The 22,291-nt window shown below is 65.9% G+C and carries 18 protein-coding genes; 11 read left to right on the top strand and 7 right to left on the bottom strand.

The window, feature by feature from the left end:
• The first annotated feature begins 215 nt into the window (after positions 1 to 215).
• Complete coding sequence (locus ACVWWN_RS39760; protein ID WP_457148784.1) at positions 216 to 2,051, top strand: Hsp70 family protein; 1,836 nt, start codon at positions 216 to 218, stop codon at positions 2,049 to 2,051.
• An 11-nt stretch (positions 2,052 to 2,062) separates the two neighbouring features.
• Here ACVWWN_RS39760 and ACVWWN_RS39755 read toward each other — a convergent pair whose 3' ends face one another.
• Genes ACVWWN_RS39755 through ACVWWN_RS39735 form a run of 5 tightly spaced genes read right to left on the bottom strand, consistent with a single transcriptional unit; the run spans position 2,063 to position 7,708 of the window.
• Positions 2,063 to 3,064, bottom strand: a complete 1,002-nt coding sequence (locus ACVWWN_RS39755) for an ABC transporter ATP-binding protein (RefSeq protein ID WP_457148783.1) — start codon at positions 3,062 to 3,064, stop codon at positions 2,063 to 2,065.
• On the bottom strand, positions 3,051 to 4,049 hold the full coding sequence (locus tag ACVWWN_RS39750) for an ABC transporter ATP-binding protein (RefSeq protein WP_457148782.1): 999 nt from the start codon (positions 4,047 to 4,049) through the stop codon (positions 3,051 to 3,053). Before ACVWWN_RS39750 ends, ACVWWN_RS39755 begins: the two co-directional genes overlap by 14 nt.
• Positions 4,046 to 5,008 (bottom strand): ABC transporter permease, encoded by a 963-nt coding sequence (locus ACVWWN_RS39745; protein WP_457148781.1) that lies wholly within the window; start codon positions 5,006 to 5,008, stop codon positions 4,046 to 4,048. Before ACVWWN_RS39745 ends, ACVWWN_RS39750 begins: the two co-directional genes overlap by 4 nt.
• 4 nt (positions 5,009 to 5,012) lie before the next feature.
• A complete protein-coding gene (locus ACVWWN_RS39740) occupies positions 5,013 to 6,050 on the bottom strand; it encodes an ABC transporter permease (RefSeq protein WP_457148780.1) in 1,038 nt (345 codons plus the stop codon).
• On the bottom strand, positions 6,050 to 7,708 hold the full coding sequence (locus tag ACVWWN_RS39735) for an ABC transporter substrate-binding protein (RefSeq protein WP_457148779.1): 1,659 nt from the start codon (positions 7,706 to 7,708) through the stop codon (positions 6,050 to 6,052). The genes ACVWWN_RS39740 and ACVWWN_RS39735 overlap by 1 nt, the downstream gene beginning before the upstream one ends.
• Positions 7,709 to 8,123: 415 nt before the next feature.
• Between ACVWWN_RS39735 and ACVWWN_RS39730 the strand changes: the two genes are divergently transcribed.
• From ACVWWN_RS39730 to ACVWWN_RS39710, 5 genes are all read left to right on the top strand, one after another.
• Entirely contained in the window at positions 8,124 to 8,414 is a 291-nt protein-coding gene (locus tag ACVWWN_RS39730) for a hypothetical protein (protein ID WP_457148778.1), read from the top strand.
• A gap of 133 nt (positions 8,415 to 8,547) precedes the next feature.
• The gene (locus ACVWWN_RS39725; protein WP_457149455.1) at positions 8,548 to 10,077 is read left to right on the top strand and encodes a S53 family peptidase; all 1,530 of its coding nucleotides are present in this window, start codon (positions 8,548 to 8,550) and stop codon (positions 10,075 to 10,077) included.
• The gene (locus ACVWWN_RS39720; RefSeq protein ID WP_457148777.1) at positions 10,074 to 11,972 is read left to right on the top strand and encodes a zinc ribbon domain-containing protein; all 1,899 of its coding nucleotides are present in this window, start codon (positions 10,074 to 10,076) and stop codon (positions 11,970 to 11,972) included. Before ACVWWN_RS39725 ends, ACVWWN_RS39720 begins: the two co-directional genes overlap by 4 nt.
• A 198-nt stretch (positions 11,973 to 12,170) precedes the next feature.
• Positions 12,171 to 13,010, top strand: coding sequence for a glycoside hydrolase family 26 protein (locus tag ACVWWN_RS39715; RefSeq protein WP_457148776.1), 840 nt, complete (start codon positions 12,171 to 12,173; stop codon positions 13,008 to 13,010).
• Complete coding sequence (locus tag ACVWWN_RS39710) at positions 13,010 to 13,453, top strand: cupin domain-containing protein (protein ID WP_457148775.1); 444 nt, start codon at positions 13,010 to 13,012, stop codon at positions 13,451 to 13,453. The genes ACVWWN_RS39715 and ACVWWN_RS39710 overlap by 1 nt, the downstream gene beginning before the upstream one ends.
• 6 nt (positions 13,454 to 13,459) lie before the next feature.
• Here ACVWWN_RS39710 and ACVWWN_RS39705 read toward each other — a convergent pair whose 3' ends face one another.
• Positions 13,460 to 14,653, bottom strand: coding sequence for a DUF7159 family protein (locus tag ACVWWN_RS39705; protein ID WP_457148774.1), 1,194 nt, complete (start codon positions 14,651 to 14,653; stop codon positions 13,460 to 13,462).
• 454 nt (positions 14,654 to 15,107) lie between these two features.
• On the opposite strand from ACVWWN_RS39705, the gene ACVWWN_RS39700 reads away from it, so the two are divergent.
• The 4 genes from ACVWWN_RS39700 to ACVWWN_RS39685 all read left to right on the top strand — a co-directional run bounded on the left by ACVWWN_RS39700 (position 15,108) and on the right by ACVWWN_RS39685 (position 18,847).
• A complete protein-coding gene (locus ACVWWN_RS39700) occupies positions 15,108 to 15,773 on the top strand; it encodes a hypothetical protein (RefSeq protein ID WP_457148773.1) in 666 nt (221 codons plus the stop codon).
• 179 nt (positions 15,774 to 15,952) lie between these two features.
• Positions 15,953 to 17,284, top strand: a complete 1,332-nt coding sequence (gene fucP / locus ACVWWN_RS39695) for an L-fucose:H+ symporter permease (RefSeq protein WP_457148772.1) — start codon at positions 15,953 to 15,955, stop codon at positions 17,282 to 17,284.
• A complete protein-coding gene (locus tag ACVWWN_RS39690; protein ID WP_457148771.1) occupies positions 17,281 to 18,552 on the top strand; it encodes an ABC transporter substrate-binding protein in 1,272 nt (423 codons plus the stop codon). The genes fucP and ACVWWN_RS39690 overlap by 4 nt, the downstream gene beginning before the upstream one ends.
• Positions 18,539 to 18,847 (top strand): putative quinol monooxygenase, encoded by a 309-nt coding sequence (locus tag ACVWWN_RS39685; protein WP_457148770.1) that lies wholly within the window; start codon positions 18,539 to 18,541, stop codon positions 18,845 to 18,847. The genes ACVWWN_RS39690 and ACVWWN_RS39685 overlap by 14 nt, the downstream gene beginning before the upstream one ends.
• A 14-nt stretch (positions 18,848 to 18,861) precedes the next feature.
• On the opposite strand, the gene ACVWWN_RS39680 is transcribed toward ACVWWN_RS39685, so the two are convergent.
• The gene (locus tag ACVWWN_RS39680; protein WP_457148769.1) at positions 18,862 to 20,349 is read right to left on the bottom strand and encodes a mannitol dehydrogenase family protein; all 1,488 of its coding nucleotides are present in this window, start codon (positions 20,347 to 20,349) and stop codon (positions 18,862 to 18,864) included.
• Between the two features lie 87 nt (positions 20,350 to 20,436).
• On the opposite strand from ACVWWN_RS39680, the gene ACVWWN_RS39675 reads away from it, so the two are divergent.
• Positions 20,437 to 22,242 (top strand): LuxR C-terminal-related transcriptional regulator, encoded by a 1,806-nt coding sequence (locus ACVWWN_RS39675; protein WP_457148768.1) that lies wholly within the window; start codon positions 20,437 to 20,439, stop codon positions 22,240 to 22,242.
• Positions 22,243 to 22,291: the final 49 nt, after the last annotated feature.

Here is a 22,291-nt window from a genome sequence, read left to right as displayed (position 1 = left end):
GACATTGCAACACAGCTGGTCCGGCAGGAATTGCTCGACCTGGCTTCTGTCGTGGTTACCGCTGCGGCACCGGTTGCTGTGTCCCACATCTGACAGTCCGTGGAAGGCGCTGGCCATACGCACCAAAAACGTGCTGGCGGAACGCTGTTCGTCGTGCGTTGTTACGGAGTGTCTAACGGCCGTCGCGGCGCCGGGCGGCTATCGTGTGCACCGTTATGAGCGACCCGCTGGGGTTGTCGATCGGGACGACCAACCTGGTCGCAGCCCGTCTCGGTAATCAACCGATGACACGGCGTTCGGTGTTGACCCTGTTCAACCACACCGCGCCGGAAGTCGGCATGCCGTCACCACACACCGACGGCATCGTGCTGGGCGGGTTCGTCGAGCGCGTCGGCGATCCGGTGCCCATGGTGGCCGCCGACGGTTCCTCCTACCCCGCTGAACGACTGCTGGCCGACGCTCTCGAGGGCATGTGTCTCGCAGCGGGCGGTGAACCGCCCGCCGAGATCGTGATCGCCGTACCCGCGCACTGGGGGCCGGCCACCCAGTTCGCCCTCCGCGAGGAGCTGCGGACCAGCCCGACGCTGGCTCCCACCGGCGCGCCGCCCCGACTGGTCGGCGACGCCGTCGCCGCACTCACCGCGCTGCAGCGCGATCCTGGCCTCTCGTCGCAGGGGGTGGTGGCGCTCCTCGATTTCGGCGGCAGCGGCACGAGCATCACCCTGGCCGACGCCGCATCGGCGTTCGAACCGATCGACGAGACCACCCGCCACATCGAATTCTCCGGCGATCAGATCGACCAGGTTCTGCTCAGTCACGTGCTGGAGGGCCTTGCCAATGCGGGCGAACTCGATCCGGCCGGAACCGCCGCCGTCGGATCGCTCACCCGGTTACGTGAGGAGTGCCGTCACGCCAAGGAGAGGCTCTCGGCCGACACCGTCACCGAACTGATCGCCGAGCTACCCGGTACGCGGGCCGGTATTCGGGTGACGCGCGGCGAACTGGAGGACATGATCGCCCAGCCGCTGGCAGGTGTGCTGGCCGCGCTGGAAAATGCGCTGGAACGCAACAGGATCAGCTGGTCGGCGGTATCCGCGGTGGTCACCGTCGGCGGTGGAGCCAGCATCCCGCTGATCACGCAGAAGCTGTCCGAGCAGTCACAAGCGCCGGTGGTGACGACACCGCAGCCCGCGCTGGACGCCGCGACGGGCGCAGCCCTGCTCGCCTCGTACGGTTCGAGCGCCGATGCCGAGACCGGGTTGGCCCCCGTGCCGGCAACCGAAAACTCAACGTCCGCTGGCGGGTCCGATTCATCGACGTTCCGCGCGTTGGCGTGGTCGCAGGACGACGACGCCTCGGGCGAGCCGGTCCCGTACGTCGGTGACGACCTCTACGACACCGTTGGCACCGCCGCCCGTCCGCCAGTCCAGTACGTGCCTCCGACCGAGCTGATCGAGGCGGTCCGTCCCTGGCACCGTTTGCCGCAGTTGATATTCGGGATCGCGGCCGCGCTCGCGCTGATCGCCGTAGGCGGTGTCGCCATTGCGCTGACGAGCGCCACCGACAGTTCCGACACCAAACAGGCGCCCAAATCTGTGACGTCGGCAGCGCCGCCACCCCCGAGCACCGAGCCGCCCGCGGCTCCGCGCGTCGAAACCGTCACGGTCACCAGCGAGCCGCCGCCGCCACCGCCGCCCACGACGACGCAGCCTCCACCTCCGCCGCCGCCGACGACAACGTGGGTCACCACCACACAACCCACCACGGCGACGCCGACCACGACGACCACCACCACGACGACGACAACCACAACGACAACAACCACAACGACACCCACGACCACGACGACCACCACGACGCCTCCGACGACCGCGATGACGACGACGTTCATCACCGTGCCGTTCGTCCCGGTGCCGATTCCGATTCAGGTGCCGCAGACCCAGGTGCCGCAGAATCCCTATCCGCAGAATCCCTATCCGCCGAATCCGTTCGCGCCCAATCCGTTCGCGCCGAATCCGTATCAGCAGTTGCAGCCGCAGCAGCTGCCGTAGCGACGGTTCTGCTACACCGGCTGTGCGACGTTGCGCGGATGGTGGCACGCCGCGACATGACCGGAATCATGTTCCGTCAGAGCGGGTTCGTCATCGGTGCACACATCGGTGGCCCATGGGCACCGGGTGTGGAAGCTGCATCCCGGCGGTGGATCGATGGGGCTCGGCACGTCTCCTTCCAGCACCAGCCGGTCACGCTCGGCGTTGCGCCTCGGATCGGGGATCGGCACGGCCGACAACAGCGCCGTCGTATACGGGTGATGCGGCTGCTCGTAGAGCGGGTCGGTGCTGGAGTCCTCGACAACTTTACCGAGATACATCACCGCCACCCGGTCGGATACGTGCCGCACGACGCCGAGGTCATGGGCGACGAACAGATACGACAGGCCGAACTCGTCCTGTAATTCCTTGAGCAGGTTGATGATCTGAGCCTGCACTGATACGTCGAGCGCCGATACCGGCTCGTCGGCGACAATCAGCTTGGGTTGCAGCGCCAGGGCCCGTGCGATGCCGATGCGCTGCCGTTGCCCGCCGGAGAACTCGTGGGGGAAGCGGTTGTAATGCTCGGGGCGCAGCCCCACGCGGTCGAGCAGGTCCTGCACTCGACGCTTGACGTCGGACCCTTTCGCCAGCCCGTACAGTTCCATCGGGTCACCGACGATCTGACCGACGCGTTTGCGCGGATTGAGCGAGGCGTAGGGGTCCTGGAAGATCATCTGCATATCGCGGCGGACCGGACGCAGGTCGCGTCGCGACAGGCCAACCAGTTCCTTCCCACGGAACCGGACCGAACCCGATGTGGGTGCGGTGAGTTGGAGTATCGCTCGGCACAACGTCGACTTGCCGCATCCGGATTCGCCGACCAACCCCAGCGTCTCGCCCTCATTCAGGCTGAGGCTGACTCCATCGACGGCGCGCACGCGCGCCACCTCCCGGTCGACCACCAGCCCCGACTTGATGGGAAAATGCTTCACCAGATCAGTCACCTCGAGCAGAGGTTCACCGGTTGACACGGTTCACCTCCCGCTTCTCGGCGGGTTCCAGCCAGCACCGGTCGAGATGGCCGTCACCGGCACGAGCCTCGAGGGGCGGCATCGTGTCACACTTGTCGAACGTGTGCGGGCAGCGGGCGGCGAAGCGACAGCCCGCCGGCGGATCGAGCAGCGACGGTGGCGCACCCGAGATCTGGTTGAGCTTGCCGGCGCGCGGCTCATCAAGTCGCGCAAGCGATCCGAGCAGCCCGGCGGTGTAGGGATGCTGGGGATCGTAGAAGATCTCGTCGACTGTGCCGTCCTCGACGATCTGTCCGGCGTACATCACGACCACACGGCCGGCCACCTCGGCGACCACACCGAGATCGTGGGTGATCAATACGACCGCGAGATTGCGCTCGAGGTTGAGTTTCTCGATCAGCCGCAGGATCTGGGCCTGCACCGTCACGTCCAACGCTGTGGTGGGTTCATCCGCGATGAGCAGTTCGGGCTCGAGCGCCAGCGCCATCGCGATCATCACCCGCTGACGCATACCGCCCGAGAACTCGTGCGGATAACTGCGTATCCGCCTCTCGGGGTTCGGGATGCCGACCGTGCGCAGTAATTCGACGGCACGAGAACGGGCCTCGGCCTTGGAGACCTCGCGGTGGGCCCGGATCATTTCGACGATCTGGTCGCCGATGCGGTACACCGGGTTCAGCGACGACATCGGATCCTGGAAGATCATCGCGATCTGTTCACCCCGGACACCGCGCAATCCCTGGTCATCGAGCTTGGTCAGGTCACGGTCCTCGAAGTCGACGGCACCTTCGATCGTGGCGTTCGACGATCGGGTCAACCCGATGATGGTCTGCGCCGTCACGCTTTTGCCGCAACCGGATTCGCCGACGATGGCCAGAATCTCGCCGGGTGCCAGATCGAAGGACACCCCGTCGACCGCCTTGACCACGCCGTCGTCTGTGGCGAAGCGCACCCGTAGGTCGCTCACCGACAACAGTGGACTCATGCAGGTGCCGCCTCTCCCAGCCGGATCCGCGGATCGAGATATGCGTAAAGGGTGTCGACGATCGTGTTGAACAGCACGATGAAGAACGCTCCGAACATGGTCACGCCCATCAGGGGCGGGAGGTCGAGGCTGCCGATGGCTCGGCCCGCGTACAAGCCGACGCCGTTGATGTTGAACACGGTTTCGGTGAGGATCGCGCCACCGCCGACGACGGCACCGAAGTCCAGCCCGAACAGCGTGATGATCGGAATCATGGAATTGCGGAGCACGTGGCGGATGCGCACCTGCCGTTCGCTGACTCCCTTTGCGCGAGCGGTGCGTACGTAATCCTCGTTCATGACGTCGAGCATGTTAGAGCGCAGCACCCGGCTGTAGAAGCCGACGTAGAGCACGGCGAGCGTCAGCCAGGGCAGGATCAGGTGCGATGCCCACCGCAACGGATCCTGCGTCAGTGGGACGTAACTGCTTGTCGGGAACAACTCGATTTTGAAGGTGAAGAAGTAGAGCAGGATCGCCGCCAGCCAGAACACCGGCATCGAAATACCCACCAGTGACAGGATTGTCAGGGCCCGGTCGGTGAACCTGCCGGCATGGACGGCGCTCATGTAGCCGAACACGACCGCGAGCACCATCCACAGGACGCCGGCGCCGATGGTGAGCGACAGCGTGGCGGGCAGACCGCGCCAGATCTGCTCGGTGACGTTCTGGGCACTCGCGTACGAGGTGAGCTGCCCGGTGAAGATCTTCTTCATCAGGGTCAGGTATTGCACCGGCAGGGGCTGGTCGAGCCCGAGATCTGCACTCACCCTGGCGATCAGCTCGGGGTTGGCGTTCTTGCCGGCGATCCGGACCGCCGGGTTCGAGTTCGGAATGACGTTGAAGATGAGGAAGACGATCACCGAGATGGCGAACAGCACGGCCACCATCCCGGTTACCCGTCGGGCGATGAATCGGGTCATGTCGTCAGTGCTCCAACCGGATCTTGGCGCGCGGATCAAGCGCATCGCGAAGGCCGTCGCCGAACACGTTGAGCGACAACACGGTGAGCACGATCATCAGCCCGGGAACGATGGTCAGATGCGGTGCGGTGTAGATGGTCTGGTAGCCGTCGGCGATCATCGTGCCCCACGACGCGCTCGGCGGCCGCACACCTGCCCCGAGAAAGGACAGCGCCGACTCCAGAAGCATGTCGTTGGCGATGTTGAGCGTGAAGAACACGATGATCGTCGACACCACGTTGGGCAGCAGTTCGGTCACCATGATCCGCAACGGGCCCTTGCCCTGGGCGACCGCGGCCTCGACGAACTCCTTCTCCCGCAACGCCAGGACCTCGCCCCGGATCGGTCTGGCCATGTAAGGCACATAGACCAGGCCGATGATCAGGATCGGGATCCAGACCGAATCACCGGCGATCGTCGTGACGCCGATGTTGAGGCCGCCGACCGCAAGTGCCGTGCCCAATGCAATCCCGAGCAGCAGCACAGGGAACGCCCACACGACGTCCATCGCCCGCGACAGTACGGCGTCGATCCAGCCACGGTAGAAGCCGCACAACATCCCTACGATCACCGCGACGACCGTCGTGATCGCCGCCGAGACGACGCCGATGAAGATCGACGTGCGGCCACCGTAGAGCAGGCGCACCATCACGTCGCGTCCGTTCTGGTCGGCGCCGAGCAGGTACTGTCCGCGCAGTCCCGGCCCGACCGGGGTGCCGTCGGGGGACACGATGTCGACCTGTTGGCCGTCGACGGTGATCTGGTCGGTGATGTGGTTGGCGTCGGGTGTGGTGTGGGCGACGTGGTCGGCCCACAGCGGAGCGCACAGACACAGCACCACGATGGCGATGAACAGCACGCCGAATGCCAACGCAACCTTGTTGCGGCGCATCCGGAGTGCGGCCAGATACCAGGGGCTGCGCCCCTGGATCAGGGCAGACGGAATCCCGGTGGGAAGCGGCGGTTCTCCCGGCGCCTCCACCTCGGTGAATGGAGCGGCCATTACTTCACGGCGAACGAGGTGAAGTCCTGGGCGAACAGCAGATGTCGATAGCTCTTGTCGAAGTCCATGCGCTCCGACAGGAAGGTCGTGTACTGCTCATTGCCGTACGGAGCCCACACCGCCTGCTCCATGTACGCCTTGTCCAAAGCGGCGTACTGCTCCTTGACGCCGCCATCGCCGAGTTGCTCGTTGCGCAGCTGGTTCATCTTGGCGTCGAGATCGGGGAGATTGACCCGGGAGTAATTGTTTCCATTGGTGGGCAGGATACTGGCCCCGTTGAGCAGCGGCCGGAAGAAGTCGTCCGGGTGCGGGAAATCCTGGAACCAGTCAGCGAAGCCGGTGTCGAGGTCGGGTGTCGACTGGTTGCCGATGGTGGTCCAGTACACGTCGCCGGCGATCACCTTCAGCGTGGCGTTGAATCCCAGCTGGGTCAGCACGTCGTGGTAGTACTCGCCGATGCGCTTGCGGTCGGGCTCGTCGTCCGTCCATACGGTGATGTTCTTGTCGGCCGGGTTGGCCTCGGCCATCAGCTGCTTGGCCTTGTTCATGTCCGGGCCGGGGTACAGCTTGAACTCCTCGTGGCCCGGCATGCCCGGTGGCAGGATCTGTTGCGACGCGTGAAGACGCCCGCCGAACACCCGGTTGAGCGCCTCGGGATCGACCGCGTAGTTGACGGCCTGGCGCACCTTGATGTCGTTGAACGGCGCCTGCTGGGTGTTCATCCAGAAGTAGTAGGTGTTGATGGAGTCCTCCATCCGGAAGCGGTCGCCGTAACGCGACTTCACCTCCGCGAGCCGGTCGGCGTCCGGCGGATCGGACATGTAGTCGACGCGGTTCTGCTCGATGTCGGTGACCTGTGCGGTATTGCTCTTGTTCTGGTTGACGGTGATCTTGTTGACGTTGGCATCCGCCACCTCGCTGGCGCCCGCGTCCTTGACGGTCTTGAACTGCGGATTGCGCTCCATGGTCAGCGTCTGCGGCGCCTGGACATGGGTTATCACGAACGGGCCGCTGGCCGGTGGCGGATTGTTGGTCGCGTCCTTGTCCAGCGCAGTCGACGGAGGCACCGGCGCGGCGAACGGCAGAGCGAGGATGTTCTCGAACGTGCCGTTGGGCTCGGTCAGCGTGATGGTGATGTCACCGGTGTTGTCGTCGGTGACGATACCGGTGATCGTTGGGGCCGTACCGTCTGCATATTCCTTTGCGCCGACGATAGGTTCGTAGAACACCGAGCCGCCGGAGTTGGCTTTGAAGAGACGCTGAATGGCATAGGTGAAGTCCGACGCCTTGATGGCTGTGCCGTCGGAGTACTTCATGTTGGGCCGCATCTTCAGCTTGTAGGTCTTGCCGTCGGGCGAGATCTCGGGCATGTCTTGGGCCAGGCCGGGGACGACCTGTGTGCCCTCTTCGCCTTTGGCGTGCTTGTAGGTGAGCAGGGGCGTGTAGACGTTGTAGAGGGTCTCCCAACCCTCGACGGTGTAGGACAGCTGCGGGTCGACGTAGTCGGGGAACGACGACATCGTGACCGTGATGTCGCCGCCACCGCCACCACCGCCGCCGCCGCCGCCCGAGGTCTCTTGCCCACCGCACGCGGCAACACCCATCGCGATCAGCGGGGTGACACACGCGATGGTCAGGACTTTGCGCAGTTTGTACATCTCGCTCCCTTTGCAGGCGCCGGGCTGATTCCCGTACAGCTTTCCCTTGTTCCGACGGCCTCGTTGAATCTTCGGGAAAATTCCTGCGTTGGCAACTCGAGACGAAAAAATTTCGGTGCTCGACCGCCATTTCAATGGGCAAGCCTGACAACATCTTTGACGGACCCGGGGGGAGTCCGAATTGTCGGCCTCGGTAGCTCGAATTGAACACCGGGCCTGCATAGGCAATCTCGAGAAATTAGCTCATATCGATTCGACCGGAAAGGCGCGGAAAAAGACGGATTCGTCAATTTTTCCGATATAGTGGCGGGCACAGAGTTAACTGTGGCATGATGGCGTCGTCATGTAACTCGTCTGTCAGACTGGTTTAGGGTCGCAAATCAGCTGGTAGCAGGCCATAAGAATGGGAATTAACATGGATTCACCACGTCTGGCTCGCCGCCTCAGTGCCGTTGCCGGCGGTCTTGCGATCGTCGGAATGGTCAGCTTCACTGCGTCCTGCGCCAAGGAAGAAGAGAAGGCGCCCGAAACCTCGACAACGACGACAACCACCACGACGGCGACCACGACGTCGCCGGCGGCCCCTCCGTCCCCAACGGAGAAGAGCATCAATCCGACCGGCCCCAACGCCTTCACGCCGACCCATGTCGAGCCCGCGGCGCCGCCCACCGGTCGTCACGGTGAGAGGCCCGCTGACGCGCCGTAAACGGCGGCCAGCACCAGTCGATCGTCGTCAGACCGCGCAGCTGATGGCTGCGAGGTTGCCTTGGCAAAGTGCAACTGCCGGTTATCGGCTGCTGGTGATGCTCGCTGTGGGCGGGCTCGCACTCGCCGGCTGTATGCGCGTCACCTCTGTGGCGCACGGGCCCGAACTGATTCGTGGGCCCCTGCGGTACTTGTTGGCGAGCTCAACCGATCTGGGTCCGTCGCGGTCTGCCGACGCACAAGTGACGGTCACTCTGTCGGACACGCGGCCCGCGGGGCTGATCGAGTGGGCGGATTCTCGTGGTCTGTCGGTGCGTTGGCGATCCGGTGATCGGTGGGCGGTCGTGGAAGGGCCCGCCAGGGCGCTGGCACGTGCCTTCGACGTTCCGGTGCACGACTATCGGGGCCAGGAGGGGCAGATGTACTATGCGTCCTCACACCAGGCGCAGGCCCCGGAAGCGCTGCGCGACAAGGTCACCGAGGTGGGGCGGATCCTGAGCTACACCCCGCACCGCACGAACAGCCCCGGTTTCCTTCCGCTCGATGTGCCCCAGAAGGGGTTGACGCCGACCGCCCTGTTGGAGGCGTACAACGCCGCCCCGCTCAGCGCAGCGGGTTTCACCGGCAAGGGCGCCACGATCGTGTTCTTCGAATTCAGCGGCTTCGACCAGGAGGATCTCGACACCTTCTCGGAGACCTCGCGCCTGCCCAAGTTCACGCCCGTGATGGTCGGAGACCAGTTTCCCGGGTCGGGTGCCGAGACCGTGATGGATCTCGAAGTGGCACACGCGGTTGCGCCGGATGCGCAGAAGGTTGTCGTCAACGCGCGGCCGACCGTCGAAGGGGACGGCGGATACGAGAAGATCGGCCAGCTCTTCGAGACGGTCGATCGGCAGTTCCCCGGTGCGGTGTGGAGTCTGTCGATCGGGTGGGGGTGTGACGCGCTGGTCCGGGCCGCCGACCTCGCACCGGTGGCCTCGGCGCTGGAGGCTGCGCAGAAGAACGGAACGTCGGCGTTCGATGCGAGCGGGGACACCGCCGGTCTGGAATGCAAGGGTGGTGACGAATGGTCGTCGCCACCGGGCCCCGACGATATCGGGCTGGACGCCGTCTCGTCGCTGCCGGCGATGACGTCCGTCGGTGGCACCACGCTGTCGACCGACGAGCGCGGGCGATGGATTGCCGAACACGCCTGGATCGATTCGCCGCTGTCGCAGGGGAGTAGCGGCGGGGTGTCGGGCCTGTACGGCCGGCCCCAATGGCAGAACCGATTGACCGTCGAGCGCGACCTCGAGCACCGTCGGCTCTCCCCCGACGTGGCCGCGGTCGCCGATCCGTTCACCGGCGTGCGGATCATCTACAACCAACAGGAGCTGATCGGCGCGGGAACCTCGCAAGCGGCGCCGATCTGGGCGGCGTTGACTGTCTTGATGAACCAGTACCTGGTGGCGAACGGCGGCCGCCAGCTGGGCAATATCAACCCACTCCTCTATCGGGTCGCATCAGGCGCCAACCTGCCCGGGTTCCGTGATGTGATCCTGGGGGGAAACGCCGTCGACTTCTCTGCGCCCGGCTACGACCTGGTGACCGGGCTGGGCAGTCCGAACGTCGACTACCTCGTCCGCGATCTGCTCGACATCCAGAGGGGGCGCGCGCCGCGATGACCACGGCCGCCGACGGTGCGGTGCCGATGACGCGGTGCGCGGCTTGCCGCACCGACGTGCCTGCCGCCGCCTTCTGCGGCACCTGCGGCGCGCAGTTGACGACGCTGCGTGGAGATGGCCGCGGCCTGATGCGGGCGGGGGCATACGCGGCAGCGCCCGGCGAGCACGTGCTTCGGCTGTCGGTGGCCAGCTCGTTGTTCCCGCACCTGCCGCACCGCTCGCGCATGCCGTTCCGGGTCGGATTGGCGATACTGCTCATCGGGGTGGTCGCCCTGGCATTCCTGCGATGGCAGGCGCCCCTGATCGCGATCGGCTCGCTCGGTTTCCCGCTGCTGTTTTTCTTTTATCTTCACGAGTCCGACGTCGACGACGATCTGCCGGTTGGTTCCCTGGCCCTGACCGCGGCGATGGGCGCCGTTCTCGGCGTCGGGTGGGCGTGGTTCACCGGGAACATCATCGCCCACTCGTACGACGTCGCGCTGAGCGACGGTACGTCCGGGGCGCATTCCCTGCTGGAGGGCCTCATCATCCCGGCAGGCACCGCGATCTGCATGCTCGCGCCCGCCACGGTGATGCGGCTGTTCCGGCCCGCGACTCGAGAGTCGTTGGACGGGTTCGTAATCGGCGCACTGGGTGCGATCGGCTTCACCGCCGCGGCGACGCTGACCCGGTTGGCGCCGCAGTTCGCCACTGGAGTGGTGGCACGAGATCAGCCGGTCGACGATCTACTCACCGAGGCGGCAATTCAGGGGGTGGCCCTGCCATTGTCCGCCGCGGCGATGGGCGGATTGGTCGGTGCCGCACTATGGTTCACCCGGCCGGCCGACGCACGACATACCCGAAGACTCCCGATAATTCTGCTCATCTCCAGTGTGCTTCTGGTGATTGCGGTGTACACCGCCTTGGGTTTGTTGGAGACGGTTCCGATCTCGAACGGAGCGCACGTCGGCGCTCACTTGGCGGTCACCGTAATCGCATTACTGGCTTTGCGATGCGGATTGCAGGCCGCGCTCCTGCACGAGGCGCACGACGAGATCGACACGGACGCACAGGTGTTGTGCCCACACTGCGACCACGTTGTTCCCGATATGGCGTTCTGCCCGAACTGCGGCGTTGCCACCCGGGCGGCGTCCCGAACCGCCCGCTCGGCGCGGCGGGCACAGCCCGACGGCGCGGTAACGACAACGCGCCCCGGGTATGCGGTGCCCGCGGGATCGTATGCGGTGCAACCGGTGCGTCACACCAGCCATCGGCGGCTGCTGCTGTCGTTGGGTACCGGTGTGCTCGTCGTGGCGGCGGTGGCGGTCGGGCTGTCGATCCTGACCACTCCGGTCGTCCCACGATATGTGTGTCCGCCCGACTGCGGGACGCCCCCGATCGGGAAGCCGGTGGAGAGCAACCCGCGGTTCACGTCGAGTGACGGCAGATTCTCGGTCCAGTACCCGGGAGAAGGATCGGCGTACAAGGCGACACTGGATCCGGACGGGGTGGCGCTGGAATTCACCGGCGGTGACACCGGAACGCTGGACCTGTTCGGTCTCCCCGGGGAGGACCGCACGCCCAAGCAGATCGCCGAGCACCTGATCCACGAGTGGTACCCGGACGCCACCGTCGATTACGAGATCCCCAATGCGATGGTCGGATACCAGCCCGGCTACGGAGTGGTGGCCGACGATTACCCGCAGGGCTCGAGCGGCAGCTTCACGCGGCTTCGAATGGTCGTGATGGTCGCGGTGAAGAACGACTACGCGCTCGTGGCGGCAGCGACCGGTCCCTATCACGCGTTCGCCCCCGACTTCGGCAGCGGCCACCCGTCGGGCGCCAACCTGCAACTGGCCCTGGACATGGGCAAGTATGTGAACAGCTTTTCCTGGCGTGACGACTCACCGCACTGAGCGGGCCCGGAGTCCTCACCATCTGTCTGACGGATACGTCAATTCCACCTCCTCGTGTTCAACCTGTTTGCGAGAATTCCGGCGTGGGAAGTTCGGCGTCTCGCAGTCAGAGGTCAGGTGGGGGCTGGAATGGAGACACAGGCATTAGCGGTTAGCTGTGCACAGAACACGGAGCTCGACGAGCCGCTGAGATTCGGCGTGAGCACCCCCGGAGGATTCCTGGGCGCGGCAGAACTCCAGGCGGTCGCGGACGCCGTCGGCCGGCGGGCCGAGATGGTGATGGCGTTCGAGGACTTCTTCGCCACGCCGCCGATCGCAGAACTGGCGGTGGTCAAGTACTGCGGCGCGGATCCGATCATCACGTGGGAACCGTGGTGCTGGACCGACGACCGATCTCCCGCTGTTGTCCAGTCCGTGTTGTCCGGGGCGTTGGACGACTACGCATCCCGCTGGGCCGACGAGATCAGAGACTGGGCATCGACCGTCTACGTCCGGTTCGCCCACGAGTTCAACGGGGACTGGTATCCGTGGACGCCGACGTTCGGCACGTCGGCCCGCGCTTACGTGGAGGCATGGCGCCGCCTGCACGACATCTTCGCGGATCGCGGGGCGGGTAATGTCAAGTGGGTATGGGCACCGTCGGCCATCGGGGCGAGCAATTTTCGGGACTGGTATCCCGGCGACGACTACGTGGACGTGCTGGGCATCGACGGCTACAACTGGGGGGCCAGTCACCGGTCGACCAGATGGGCAGCCCCCGACGAACTCTTCGGTGACCCGCTGGACGCGCTGCGCGCCGTCTCAGCAGACAAGCCGATCCTCATCTCTGAAGTCGGGTGCGCCGAATCCGGTGGCTGTAAAGCAGATTGGATTGCGCGTTTCATGGAATTCGTCGTGGAGGCGCGAGATGTGATGGGCTTCGTCTGGTTCGAGCACGAGAAGGAGACGGACTGGCGGATCGTCAGCACTCCGGAATCGGCGGCCGCGATGGCAAAAGCGTTGCACGAAGCGAAATTCGGCCGGACGGGAGGCCGATGATGCGCGTCTTCATCGCGCCAGCCGCGGCGATGTTGTCCTTCGTTGTCGCACCGGTGGGCGCTGCGGGTGCAACGCCCGCCGAAGGGGAGATCGTTCGCACCGAAATCGCCAAGGGCACAACGGATGTGCCGATCGCGATTGTCGCTGTCGGCCAGGAGACCACCTTCTACGTACAGAATCTGGTGCTCAAGCCTGCCGCCAGCAGCGGATGGCACACCCACGCCGGGCCGGAGTACACCGTCATCAACGATGGCACCGTGGACATCCAGCAAGCGTCCGGGTGCGTGCCGGTCGCCTACACCGCGGGTCAGGCGGTCTTCATCCAGGCCGGCGTGCCGCACGCGGTGTCCAACCGTGGACCGGGGACCGCCGAGGCGGTGGTCACCTACACGCTGCCGGCGGAGCATGCCGTGCGCGATGACGCGGCGTCGGCGTGTCCCTGACTCCCCCTAGGGATATTCGGGTTCGTGGAACCGGTTGATGATCGGTATGCGCTCGATGATGCGATCGCGTAGCCGCGGCTGCTGCGGTACGGGCGGTACATAGTTGGGCGCGGGCGGCACGTAGGCCGGCGCCGGCGGCACGTAGGCCGGCGGCGGCGCCACCGGGGCCTGATAGACCGGGGGCGGCTCGACCGGCGCCGCGGCAGGCGGTGGGTTGTACACCGGTTCAGGTGCCGCTTCCGGAGCGGGCGGGGCGGCCGCCGCGATGGTCTGCCCCACCGGGGGAACGGCGTCGGCTGGGGGTGCCGGCGGCGGCGCGACGGGCGGCGGCAGTTTCGGCGCGGCCTTCGCGATCGACGGCACCCCGGCTACCCGCCCCAGGGCGGGCGTGGCCGCAGTGGCCAACTGCTGCTTCTTTGGACCCGGATCCGCGCCGGGCGCCAACCGAAGACCGACGGCAACCGACAGCGACACCACAAAGGTCATCACCGCCGCGACGAGGACGGCGGCTACCGCGCCGCTTCGCGTGACAAACGGCCGGCGCGACGTGGTGGGCCGGGGCGCAGGGGTGGCGACCGCGCGCGCCGACGTCACCGCCGCACCGCGGGCCAGCGCGAGATCGGCGTCGGCCGCGGAGAAGATCAGTGAGTCGACGGCGCCGTCGAGCGATGACGCGAGCGCATCGGCGTCCTGCGCCGAACCGAGCACGAATATCGCGCCGGGCCGGCGGTCGCTGCGTTCCAGCAGGGCGGTGACGTCGCCGATGTGCTGCGCCGCGCCGTCTCCAGACACTCGATCGATGGTCTCGAGCGACACCGTCGCGGCGCCGACCAGCGCGACGATGGTGGCGTCCTCCTCGACGATGCACACCGCAATATCGTCGTAGCCGGACATCTCGCCGACACCGACCGCCAGCGCCTCGGCCGCCTCGAGTTCGGAAACCGCGACCACGGCGCCGAGGCCGCTGTCCGTCAGGGCCTTCAGGACGCCCGACGCCGCACCTTGGGCGCCGCTGGTCCACGTCACGCCGATGGCGTGGAGCCTGTTGCCGAACGCGGCGGCGATCTCGTCGCCGAGCGTGTCAACGGTGGCGATGTCGGACACGCCGCGAGAGATGGTGGCGCCCTCACCCGTCGTCCCTTCGACGAGCACCCAGCGCACGGTCGTCGACGTCATCGATAGACCGAGCACGAGGTCCATAACTGCCCCCGATCTGCCTGTCAATCGGTCACGAGACTACCGGGTGGCGGGTCAGGCCGAGTTACACCAGTTTGCACGTCCGCGATGTCGACGACCGGAAGATATTTGCCGAGGCGTACGGCGCCGTCACCCAGCAAAGGGGCCGGTGATCACCATCGGCCGCGGGAAGGCAACGCCGGTAACTGCGCCAACGAGTCCAAGAACGCACACCGTCACGGCGGCGGCCAAAACTGCCGCCCACCGTACAGTTACCTTCGATTGGATTGCCGTGACCGTCAATCTGGGTGTCTTTCATGGTTGTCTGGGGATTGCGCGAGAACGGGTGATTGCTGAGCGTCCCAATGGCTCCCGAGGGCCGCGGTGCCTGCCGGGGACCGCCCCGATGCGCCCGCACATCACGATTTCAATCTACAAAGGTTGCTATTTGGTATCGGTTTCCTCGTAAAGTGCTTCTGTGGGCAGGCACCGACTAGCCAGCACCCGACGAAAGTCGTCGGTCGTCATGGCGACAGTCATCGCGCCCGCCGCTGTCTTTCTGGCGGTCGCGGGGGATGTCTACCCGCTCGCCACCGGCCCCCGCACCGACCCTGTCGCCGAGAGTCTCCCGCCGTGCTGCCTGGAGATCGTGGCGGCTCCGATCGCGCTGTCGTCGGCGACCTACCTCACGCAGTCGGCCACCAGCCCGGCCTCCGGCGAGCTGGTCTCGGCATCGCGATGGCGCGTCGTCGACATTCCGCGGGCGCTTCCCACCGGTGTGGCGCCGGAGCAGGGCCTGCAGGTCAAAACGATTCTGGCGGCCCGCAGCATCAGCGCGGTCTTCCCCGAGATCCACAACATCGGCGGCGTCAGACCCGACGCGCTGCGCTGGCATCCGAACGGTCTGGCGCTCGACGTGATGATTCCCAACCCCGGCACCGCCGAGGGCATCGCGCTCGGAAACCAAATCGTCGCGTTCGCGCTGAAGAATGCCGTTCGATTCGGACTGCAGGACGCGATCTGGCGCGGCGTGTACTACACGCCCAACGGTCCGCGGGGCAGTGCGGGCGGACACTTCGACCACGTTCACATCACCACGACCGGCGGCGGATATCCGACCGGCGGCGAGGTCTACTACCGCTGAGGCGATAGCCGGACTGTCGGCTTCGACGCCCCGCGGCGAAACGGTTTCAAACGGGGGAATACCCACGTCAAACCACATGCGCAAACCGACGCATCCGTCGACAGACCTGAGTAGCGTGATCCAGATCACAGGTTGAATTCGGGAACTGAACTCTTCTCGGATGACGAGAGGTACCGCGCATGACGACGACTCAGCATGCTGATCAGCCGGCCGACGTCCCAACGGCCAAGACGGCGAAACAGGGTTTGGTGTTCCCGGGGATGGGGCTGCTGTTCGTGGTCCTCATCTGCTGTTTCACCGCGTGGGGAATCGCGGCCGACCTGACCACCCCGATGGTGGCGGGGTTCAAGCAGATCTTCGACATGAACACCTTCCAGGCATCGCTTGTGCAGTTGGCGTATTTCGGCGCTTATTTCCTGCTCGCTATTCCTGCGGCCCTCATCAATCAGCGGTTCGGGTACAAGGCCGGACTCCTGAGCGGTGTGCTGCTCGCGGCGGCGGGTGCCATTGCCTTCTATCCGGCCAGCAAGATCATGACCTACGAGGCGTTCCTGGTCGCCCTGTTCGCGATCGCCGCGGGTTGCTCGATTCTCGAAACGTCCGCGAACCCGTACGTGCTGTCGCTCGGGCCGGAGGAAACGGCCACCCGCCGGCTGAATTTCGCCCAGGCGTTCAACCCCGTCGGGACGAACATCGGCGTCCTCCTCGCGGCCACTCTCATCCTGCCCAAGCTGGACGAGCCGATGAACATGGCGAACCTGACCCCCGCGCAGGAGCAGACCATCCGGGCCGGACAGCTGGGCGCGGTGATGGGCCCATACCTCGGGCTGGGATTCGTACTCATTGCGATCGGGATCGTGATCGCCATCAAGAAGTCCCCGCCGATCGTCGAGGAGTTTCCGGACTCTGACATGGAAGGCCAGCGGCCGCTGAAGATCCTGCTGTCGAACAAGCGCTACGTGTACGGAGTCGTCGCGCAGTTCTTCAATGTGGCCGCCCAGGTGTGTACGTGGACCTACCTCATCCAGTACTCGCAGCAGGCGCTGAACGGCTCGCTGGAGTTGGGCGGCTACCTGTTGCAGGTCAGCCTGATCGTGTTCCTCATCTCGCGCTTCATCATGACGTGGGTCATCGGTCGCGTCCGGGCGACCAAGGTGCTCGGGATTCTGGGCGCACTGGCCGTCGTGCTCTGCGTCTTCGCGATGGTGTCCCCGAACGTGGCCGGTGTCACCGCGGTCGTCGCGTTGTCCTTCTGTCTGTCCCTGATGTTCCCGACGATTTACGGTGTCGCGCTCCAAGGGCTCGGCCCGGCAACCAAATTCGGCGCCGCCGGCCTGGTGATGGCCATCGTCGGAGGTGCGATCATGCCGCTGATTCAGGGGCGACTCCTCGACGCGACCAGCCCCGCGCTGTCCTTCATCGTCCCGGCCGTCTGCTTCGCCGTCGTCACCAGTTTCGCCGTTTTCGATCTGAAGGCATCACCCAACGCGGTTAAGGAACAAGCAGCATGAAGCGCTACTGGATCATCTTGCTGACGCTGGTCCTGGCCGCCTGTGGTGGTGGCGGCCAGAAGGCCAACTTCTCCGACGCGACGAAGCGGCTCGAGGTCGTGTCCTGGTGGGTGTCTCCGTCGGAGCATCCAGCTTTCGAGGTATTGCTGAACGCCTTCAAGGCCGGAAACGCCGACGTGGAAGTCGTCGATGGTGCCGTCGCCGGCGGCGGCGGCAGCAATGTGCAGGTCGCGCTGGCCGCGCGGCTGAGGGCCGGTGACCCGCCGGACGTCTGGCAGACGTTCCTCGGCAGTTCGTTGCGCGCGTGGGTGGACGCCGACCGGATCGTCGACGTGTCCCGCGTGTTCGAGAGTTCGGGGTTGGACCGCACCATGCCGCAGACCCTGCTCGACGCGGCGACCTACCGGGTGAAGGCCTGGGGCGTGCCGACAGGCTCGCATCGAGGCAACGTGCTGTGGTTCAACCTGCGCTTGCTCCGTGAGGCGGGCATTGCGCCGCCCGGGCCCGGCTACACGACAGAGGCGTTCCGGGCGGATCTCGCGAAGCTCGCGGCCGGCGGCAAGACCGCGTTGTGTCTGGGCGCCAAGGACAGGTTCACCTCCACCGAGCTGTTCGAGAACACGCTGCTCGGCGTGGTCGGCACCGACGGATGGGCCAAGATCCGAGACGACTCCTTCAACTGGACGGGATCCCAGCTCCGACAGGCCGTCACAGAGTATGGCGAGATCGTCGCGCGCGCCGATCCGGCCGCCGGGGGACTCACCTGGGATCAGGCGGCGAAGAAACTGGCGACCGGCCAGTGCGCGTTCCTGTCGATGAACGACTCCGTCTACGGAGAACTCGTCGCGAACAAGGCTGTGGAAGGCCAGGACTTCGGGTACATCCCCTATCCCGGAACGACGGGGGCCTACCTCGCCATCGTCGACACGTTCGTCGTATCGGTCGACGCGAAGGACGGGGTGAATGCCTTGAAGTTCTTGGAGACCGTTGCGGACCCGAAAGTGTCGCTGGAGTTCAACAAGCTCAAGGGATCCGTGCCGATCCGCAGCGATGTCGACGTCGCGTCGCTACCGCTGTATCAGAGACAGGCCTCGGAGTCGTTGTTCAACGACAGGGTTCTTCTCTCGATGACCCACGGTGAGCTCATGTCCTCGGATTTCCAGGGTGCTCTGTACGACGCGGTGGCCGCCTACGGGGGTAGCAAGAACGCGAACGCGTTCATCGATACCCTGCAGAACTCGATCGAGGTGCCTGTTGCCGGACGGTGACGAGGACCAAGCACTGTTTCTCGTCGTGACGATCAAGCCTCGACTCGACCGCCTCGAGGAGGCGGCGGCCCAGCTGAAGTCGATGCGACAGCACACGCTCACCGAGCCCGGCTGTGTGTTCATGCATTTTCTTCAGCCACAAGACGATCCGGACACGTGGATGATGCTCGAGATGTTCCGGTCGCGGGCGGCGTGGGACGAACACATGCGTCAGCCGTACAACACCGAGGGCAACAGGATTCTCGAAGATCTCCTGCGCGAGCCCTCCGACCTGCGTCTGCTCAACGAGAAGTAGTTCGCCGCGACGCATCAGGCCGTGGCGTCCAACACTGCCGCGATCGTCTCCTTCGCGCCGTGCTCGGCGAGAGCGCAGCGGTACCGGTCGAAAGCGGCAACGAAGCCGGCGTGCTCCGCGGCACCGCTCGCCAGAAGCGGCTCGATTCGCAGCGCTTCGGACGGATCGCCCGATACCAGTAGATTCCGCGCGCTGTCGTCGAGGCGAGGCTCGGTTGCCTCAATGGCCTTGCCGTCGTCATCCTGGCCCTGCAGCACACGACTCCACGCCGCCAGCGTGAACGCGGGGATGCGGTGATCGCCGCCGCGCGTGAGCAGTTGGTTGAGCGTGGCGGTGAAGAAGACGGGAATCTTGGACGCGCCATCAGATGCAATGCGCGTCAGCTGGTCGTGCATCGCCTCGTTCGAGAAGCGTTTGAGCACAGTGTTTTTGTAGTCGGTCAGATTCACATCGCGCGGAGGTTCGAGCAATGGCAACACGACGGTGTCGAGGAAGCGGTCGAGCAGTGCCCGCACCTGCGAGTCGCGCATGGCCTCGGCTACCTCGTGGTAGCCGAGCAGCACGGCCGGATATGCCAGGGTCAGGTGGCCGGCGTTGAGCACCCGTACTTTGACCTGTTCCCAGAGCTTGACTTCGTCACTGAACTGCACACCGACGGCGTCGAGCGCGGGGCGTCCGTCGACGAAGCGGTCCTCGATCACCCACTGGGTGAAGTCCTCGGCCACGAGCGGGATTTGGTCGTCCAGGCCGCTGCCTGTGTTCAGCCGCATCGCGTCCTCGGCAGACACCGACGGCGTGATGCGGTCGACGAGCGAGTTGGGAAAGGCGACGTTGGTGGCGATCCAGTCGCCGAGTTCCGGGTTGCGTGCACGGGCGAAGCCGACGAAGGCGGTACGTGCGACGTCGCCGTTGTGGCGCAGGTTGTCACACGAGACCACGGTGAACGGCGTGACGCCGGCCGCGCGGCGGCGCGCGAGGGCCTCTGTCACGAAGCCGAAAACGGTTCGCGGGTGGTCGTTTCCGGCAATGTCGTGGGCGACGTCGGGGTGGTCGGTGAGAAACGAGTCCGATGCCGCATCGACGTGGTAGCCGCCCTCGGTGATGGTCAGCGTGACGATGCGCAGGTCAGGGCTGGTCAGCAACTCGAGCACCTCGCCGGGCTGCTCGGGCGCGAGCAGGTACTCGAGTTGGGCACCGATCACGCGTACCTCGGTGTCGCCGTTCGCCGACGCGATGGTGAGCGAGTACAGGCAGTCCTGGGCGTGGTACTGCGAGGCCTTGCGTTGCGCGCGCTCACCGCCGGAGAGGCCGATGCCGACGATGCCCCAGGCCTGCTGACCGGGCAGGGCCAGGCACCGGTCGATGTAGAAAGCCTGGTGCGCGCGGTGGAAGTTTCCCACCCCGAAGTGGGCGATACCACGCTTGAGGCGGGCGCGGTCATAGGACGGCGTCGCCACCTGGGGCGGCAACTGCGAAATCGTGCGATCGTTGAGTTCGGTCATCGATGACCTCCCAACTTGACGGTACGCCGAATCGTTCAACCGTCGAGGGGCTTTCGAGTCGATCGGCGCCGCGGGTACGTTGAATACATGTCGCTGACGGGTACCGAGCCGTCTTGGGCCACGGCGCAGGCGGTCACGGCCGTTGCGGAAGACCTTGCGGGCGAGTTCTCGTTGCGGCCGCTCCTTGAACGGATCTTGTTGCGCTGCACAGAATTGCTGGGATGTGACGCCGGATCGATCTCCAGCGTCGACGAGGCGGCCGGCACCTACCGCAAGGAAGCGGACATCGGCATCCGGTGCCAATCGGGCCAGGTTTTCCCCATCAGCGAGGGGATGACGGGCGCTGTCGTCGGCCACCGGCGGCCGGTCTGGTTCGACCGCTACGACGAGGTGGTGGGCGGCCACGTCGACTCGGCGGACCGCGCGACCCTGCGGGGCGTCATCGGAGTGCCGCTGGAATGGCGCGGGTCGATCATCGGCGTCTGCATCGTGTTCAGCCGCGACGACGCCCGGGCGTTCGGCCCCGACGATGCCGAACTGCTGTTGTTGTTCGCCAAACAGGCCGCGGTCGCGCTGACCAATGCCCGGATGCATGACATCGCGGAGGAACAGGCGCGTGCGCGGGCGACTGCGGCCGAACGGGAGCGGCTGTTGCGCGAGGTCTACGACACCCTCAATCAGGGCCTGGTCGGTGTCGTCGGTTACCTCGGCCGTGCTGAGGACGCACTGTCCGGCGGTCTCGACGGGGCCCTCGACACCGCTGTCCAGCATCTGATCGGCGTGGCACACCAGGAAGCCCGAAACGCGCTGTCGGCGACCCGCCGAAACATGTTGGGGCTGATGGGTTCTGCCCTCGGTGACCGCGGGCTCGAGGAGGTGCTGGCCGATGAGGTCGAGTGGGCCCGGCGGGCGGGTCGCCTCGACGTGCGGCTGGTGGTCGCCGGAAAGTCGGCGCCCCTGGATCCGGCGCAGGCCCACGAGATGCTCCGGATCGCCCAGGAGGCCTTGACCAACACCGTCCAGCATGCGGACGCGACGTTGGTCCGGCTGGGTATCGCCTATGACCCGGCGGGTGTCTCGCTGTTGATCCAGGACGACGGCCGCGGTTTCGATCCCCACAGCCTTTCGCCCGATGCCGGATCGGGACTTCGGCGCATGTCGGATCGCGCCCATGCCGTCGGCGGCCGGGTCGAACTCGACTCCGTGCCCGGCTGGGGAACGAGCCTGCGCGTCCGGTTCCCTTATTCGCAGCCGGCGCCAGCGGCCGAGGGCAGGCCGCTGCGGGTCCTGATCGTCGATCCGCAGCCTCTGGTGAGGGCCGGTGTCCGCAGGCTGATGACCCAGGCCGGCCTGAACATCGATGTGGTCGGGGAGGCCGTGGGTGCCGACCAGGCGGTCGGGCTGCAGGACGTCGTGTGTGCCGACGTGGTCGTTTCGAGCCTGCGCCTCGGCGACGACGGGGAGGCCGACGGCGTCGAGTTGACCAGGCGGCTCGTCGAGGCCGGCCGCGGACCGGTGCTGTGCCTGTCCGAACCCGGCGACGACCATCTCGTGGCGGCCGCGCTGCGGGTGGGGGCGCACGGCTGCCTGGACAAGGGTGTTGACGGGCCCGCGTTCGCGCAAGCGGTCGTCGCCACCGCACGCGGCCAGGCATTTCTGTCCGGAACGGCATTGCAGAGCCTTCGGCGCGGCCTGCGCCGGGAAGGCTCCGGCACGCTCACCAACCGGGAGCTCGAGGTGCGCGCGCTGCTCGAGAAGGGCCTGCCGGACAAGCGGATCGCCCAGGAGCTGATGATCTCGGTCAAGACCGTCGAGAAACACGTCAGCTCGTTGCTGCGCAAGTCGCAGGTACGCAATCGCACGGAACTCGTGGCGTCCGTCCATCGACGTTGAGGGGGATATCCCCACCCCGAGACGGGTGGTTTCACCGATACCCGGCCGC

Source organism: Mycobacterium sp. URHB0021 (genome assembly GCF_054057895.1).
This window is presented reverse-complemented; position numbering and strand designations above follow the sequence as displayed.

Bases quoted from the DNA above. Each gene is read 5' to 3' on its own strand.
- ACVWWN_RS39760 (WP_457148784.1), top strand. From the start codon at position 216: ATGAGCGACCCGCTGGGGTTGTCGATCGGGACGACCAACCTGGTCGCA.
- ACVWWN_RS39750 (WP_457148782.1), bottom strand. From the start codon at position 4,049: ATGAGTCCACTGTTGTCGGTGAGCGACCTACGGGTGCGCTTCGCCACA.
- ACVWWN_RS39745 (WP_457148781.1), bottom strand. From the start codon at position 5,008: ATGACCCGATTCATCGCCCGACGGGTAACCGGGATGGTGGCCGTGCTG.
- ACVWWN_RS39740 (WP_457148780.1), bottom strand. From the start codon at position 6,050: ATGGCCGCTCCATTCACCGAGGTGGAGGCGCCGGGAGAACCGCCGCTT.
- ACVWWN_RS39735 (WP_457148779.1), bottom strand. From the start codon at position 7,708: ATGTACAAACTGCGCAAAGTCCTGACCATCGCGTGTGTCACCCCGCTG.
- ACVWWN_RS39730 (WP_457148778.1), top strand. From the start codon at position 8,124: ATGGATTCACCACGTCTGGCTCGCCGCCTCAGTGCCGTTGCCGGCGGT.
- ACVWWN_RS39725 (WP_457149455.1), top strand. From the start codon at position 8,548: ATGCGCGTCACCTCTGTGGCGCACGGGCCCGAACTGATTCGTGGGCCC.
- ACVWWN_RS39720 (WP_457148777.1), top strand. From the start codon at position 10,074: ATGACCACGGCCGCCGACGGTGCGGTGCCGATGACGCGGTGCGCGGCT.
- ACVWWN_RS39710 (WP_457148775.1), top strand. From the start codon at position 13,010: ATGCGCGTCTTCATCGCGCCAGCCGCGGCGATGTTGTCCTTCGTTGTC.
- ACVWWN_RS39705 (WP_457148774.1), bottom strand. From the start codon at position 14,653: ATGGACCTCGTGCTCGGTCTATCGATGACGTCGACGACCGTGCGCTGG.
- fucP (WP_457148772.1), top strand. From the start codon at position 15,953: ATGACGACGACTCAGCATGCTGATCAGCCGGCCGACGTCCCAACGGCC.
- ACVWWN_RS39690 (WP_457148771.1), top strand. From the start codon at position 17,281: ATGAAGCGCTACTGGATCATCTTGCTGACGCTGGTCCTGGCCGCCTGT.
- ACVWWN_RS39680 (WP_457148769.1), bottom strand. From the start codon at position 20,349: ATGACCGAACTCAACGATCGCACGATTTCGCAGTTGCCGCCCCAGGTG.
- ACVWWN_RS39675 (WP_457148768.1), top strand. From the start codon at position 20,437: ATGTCGCTGACGGGTACCGAGCCGTCTTGGGCCACGGCGCAGGCGGTC.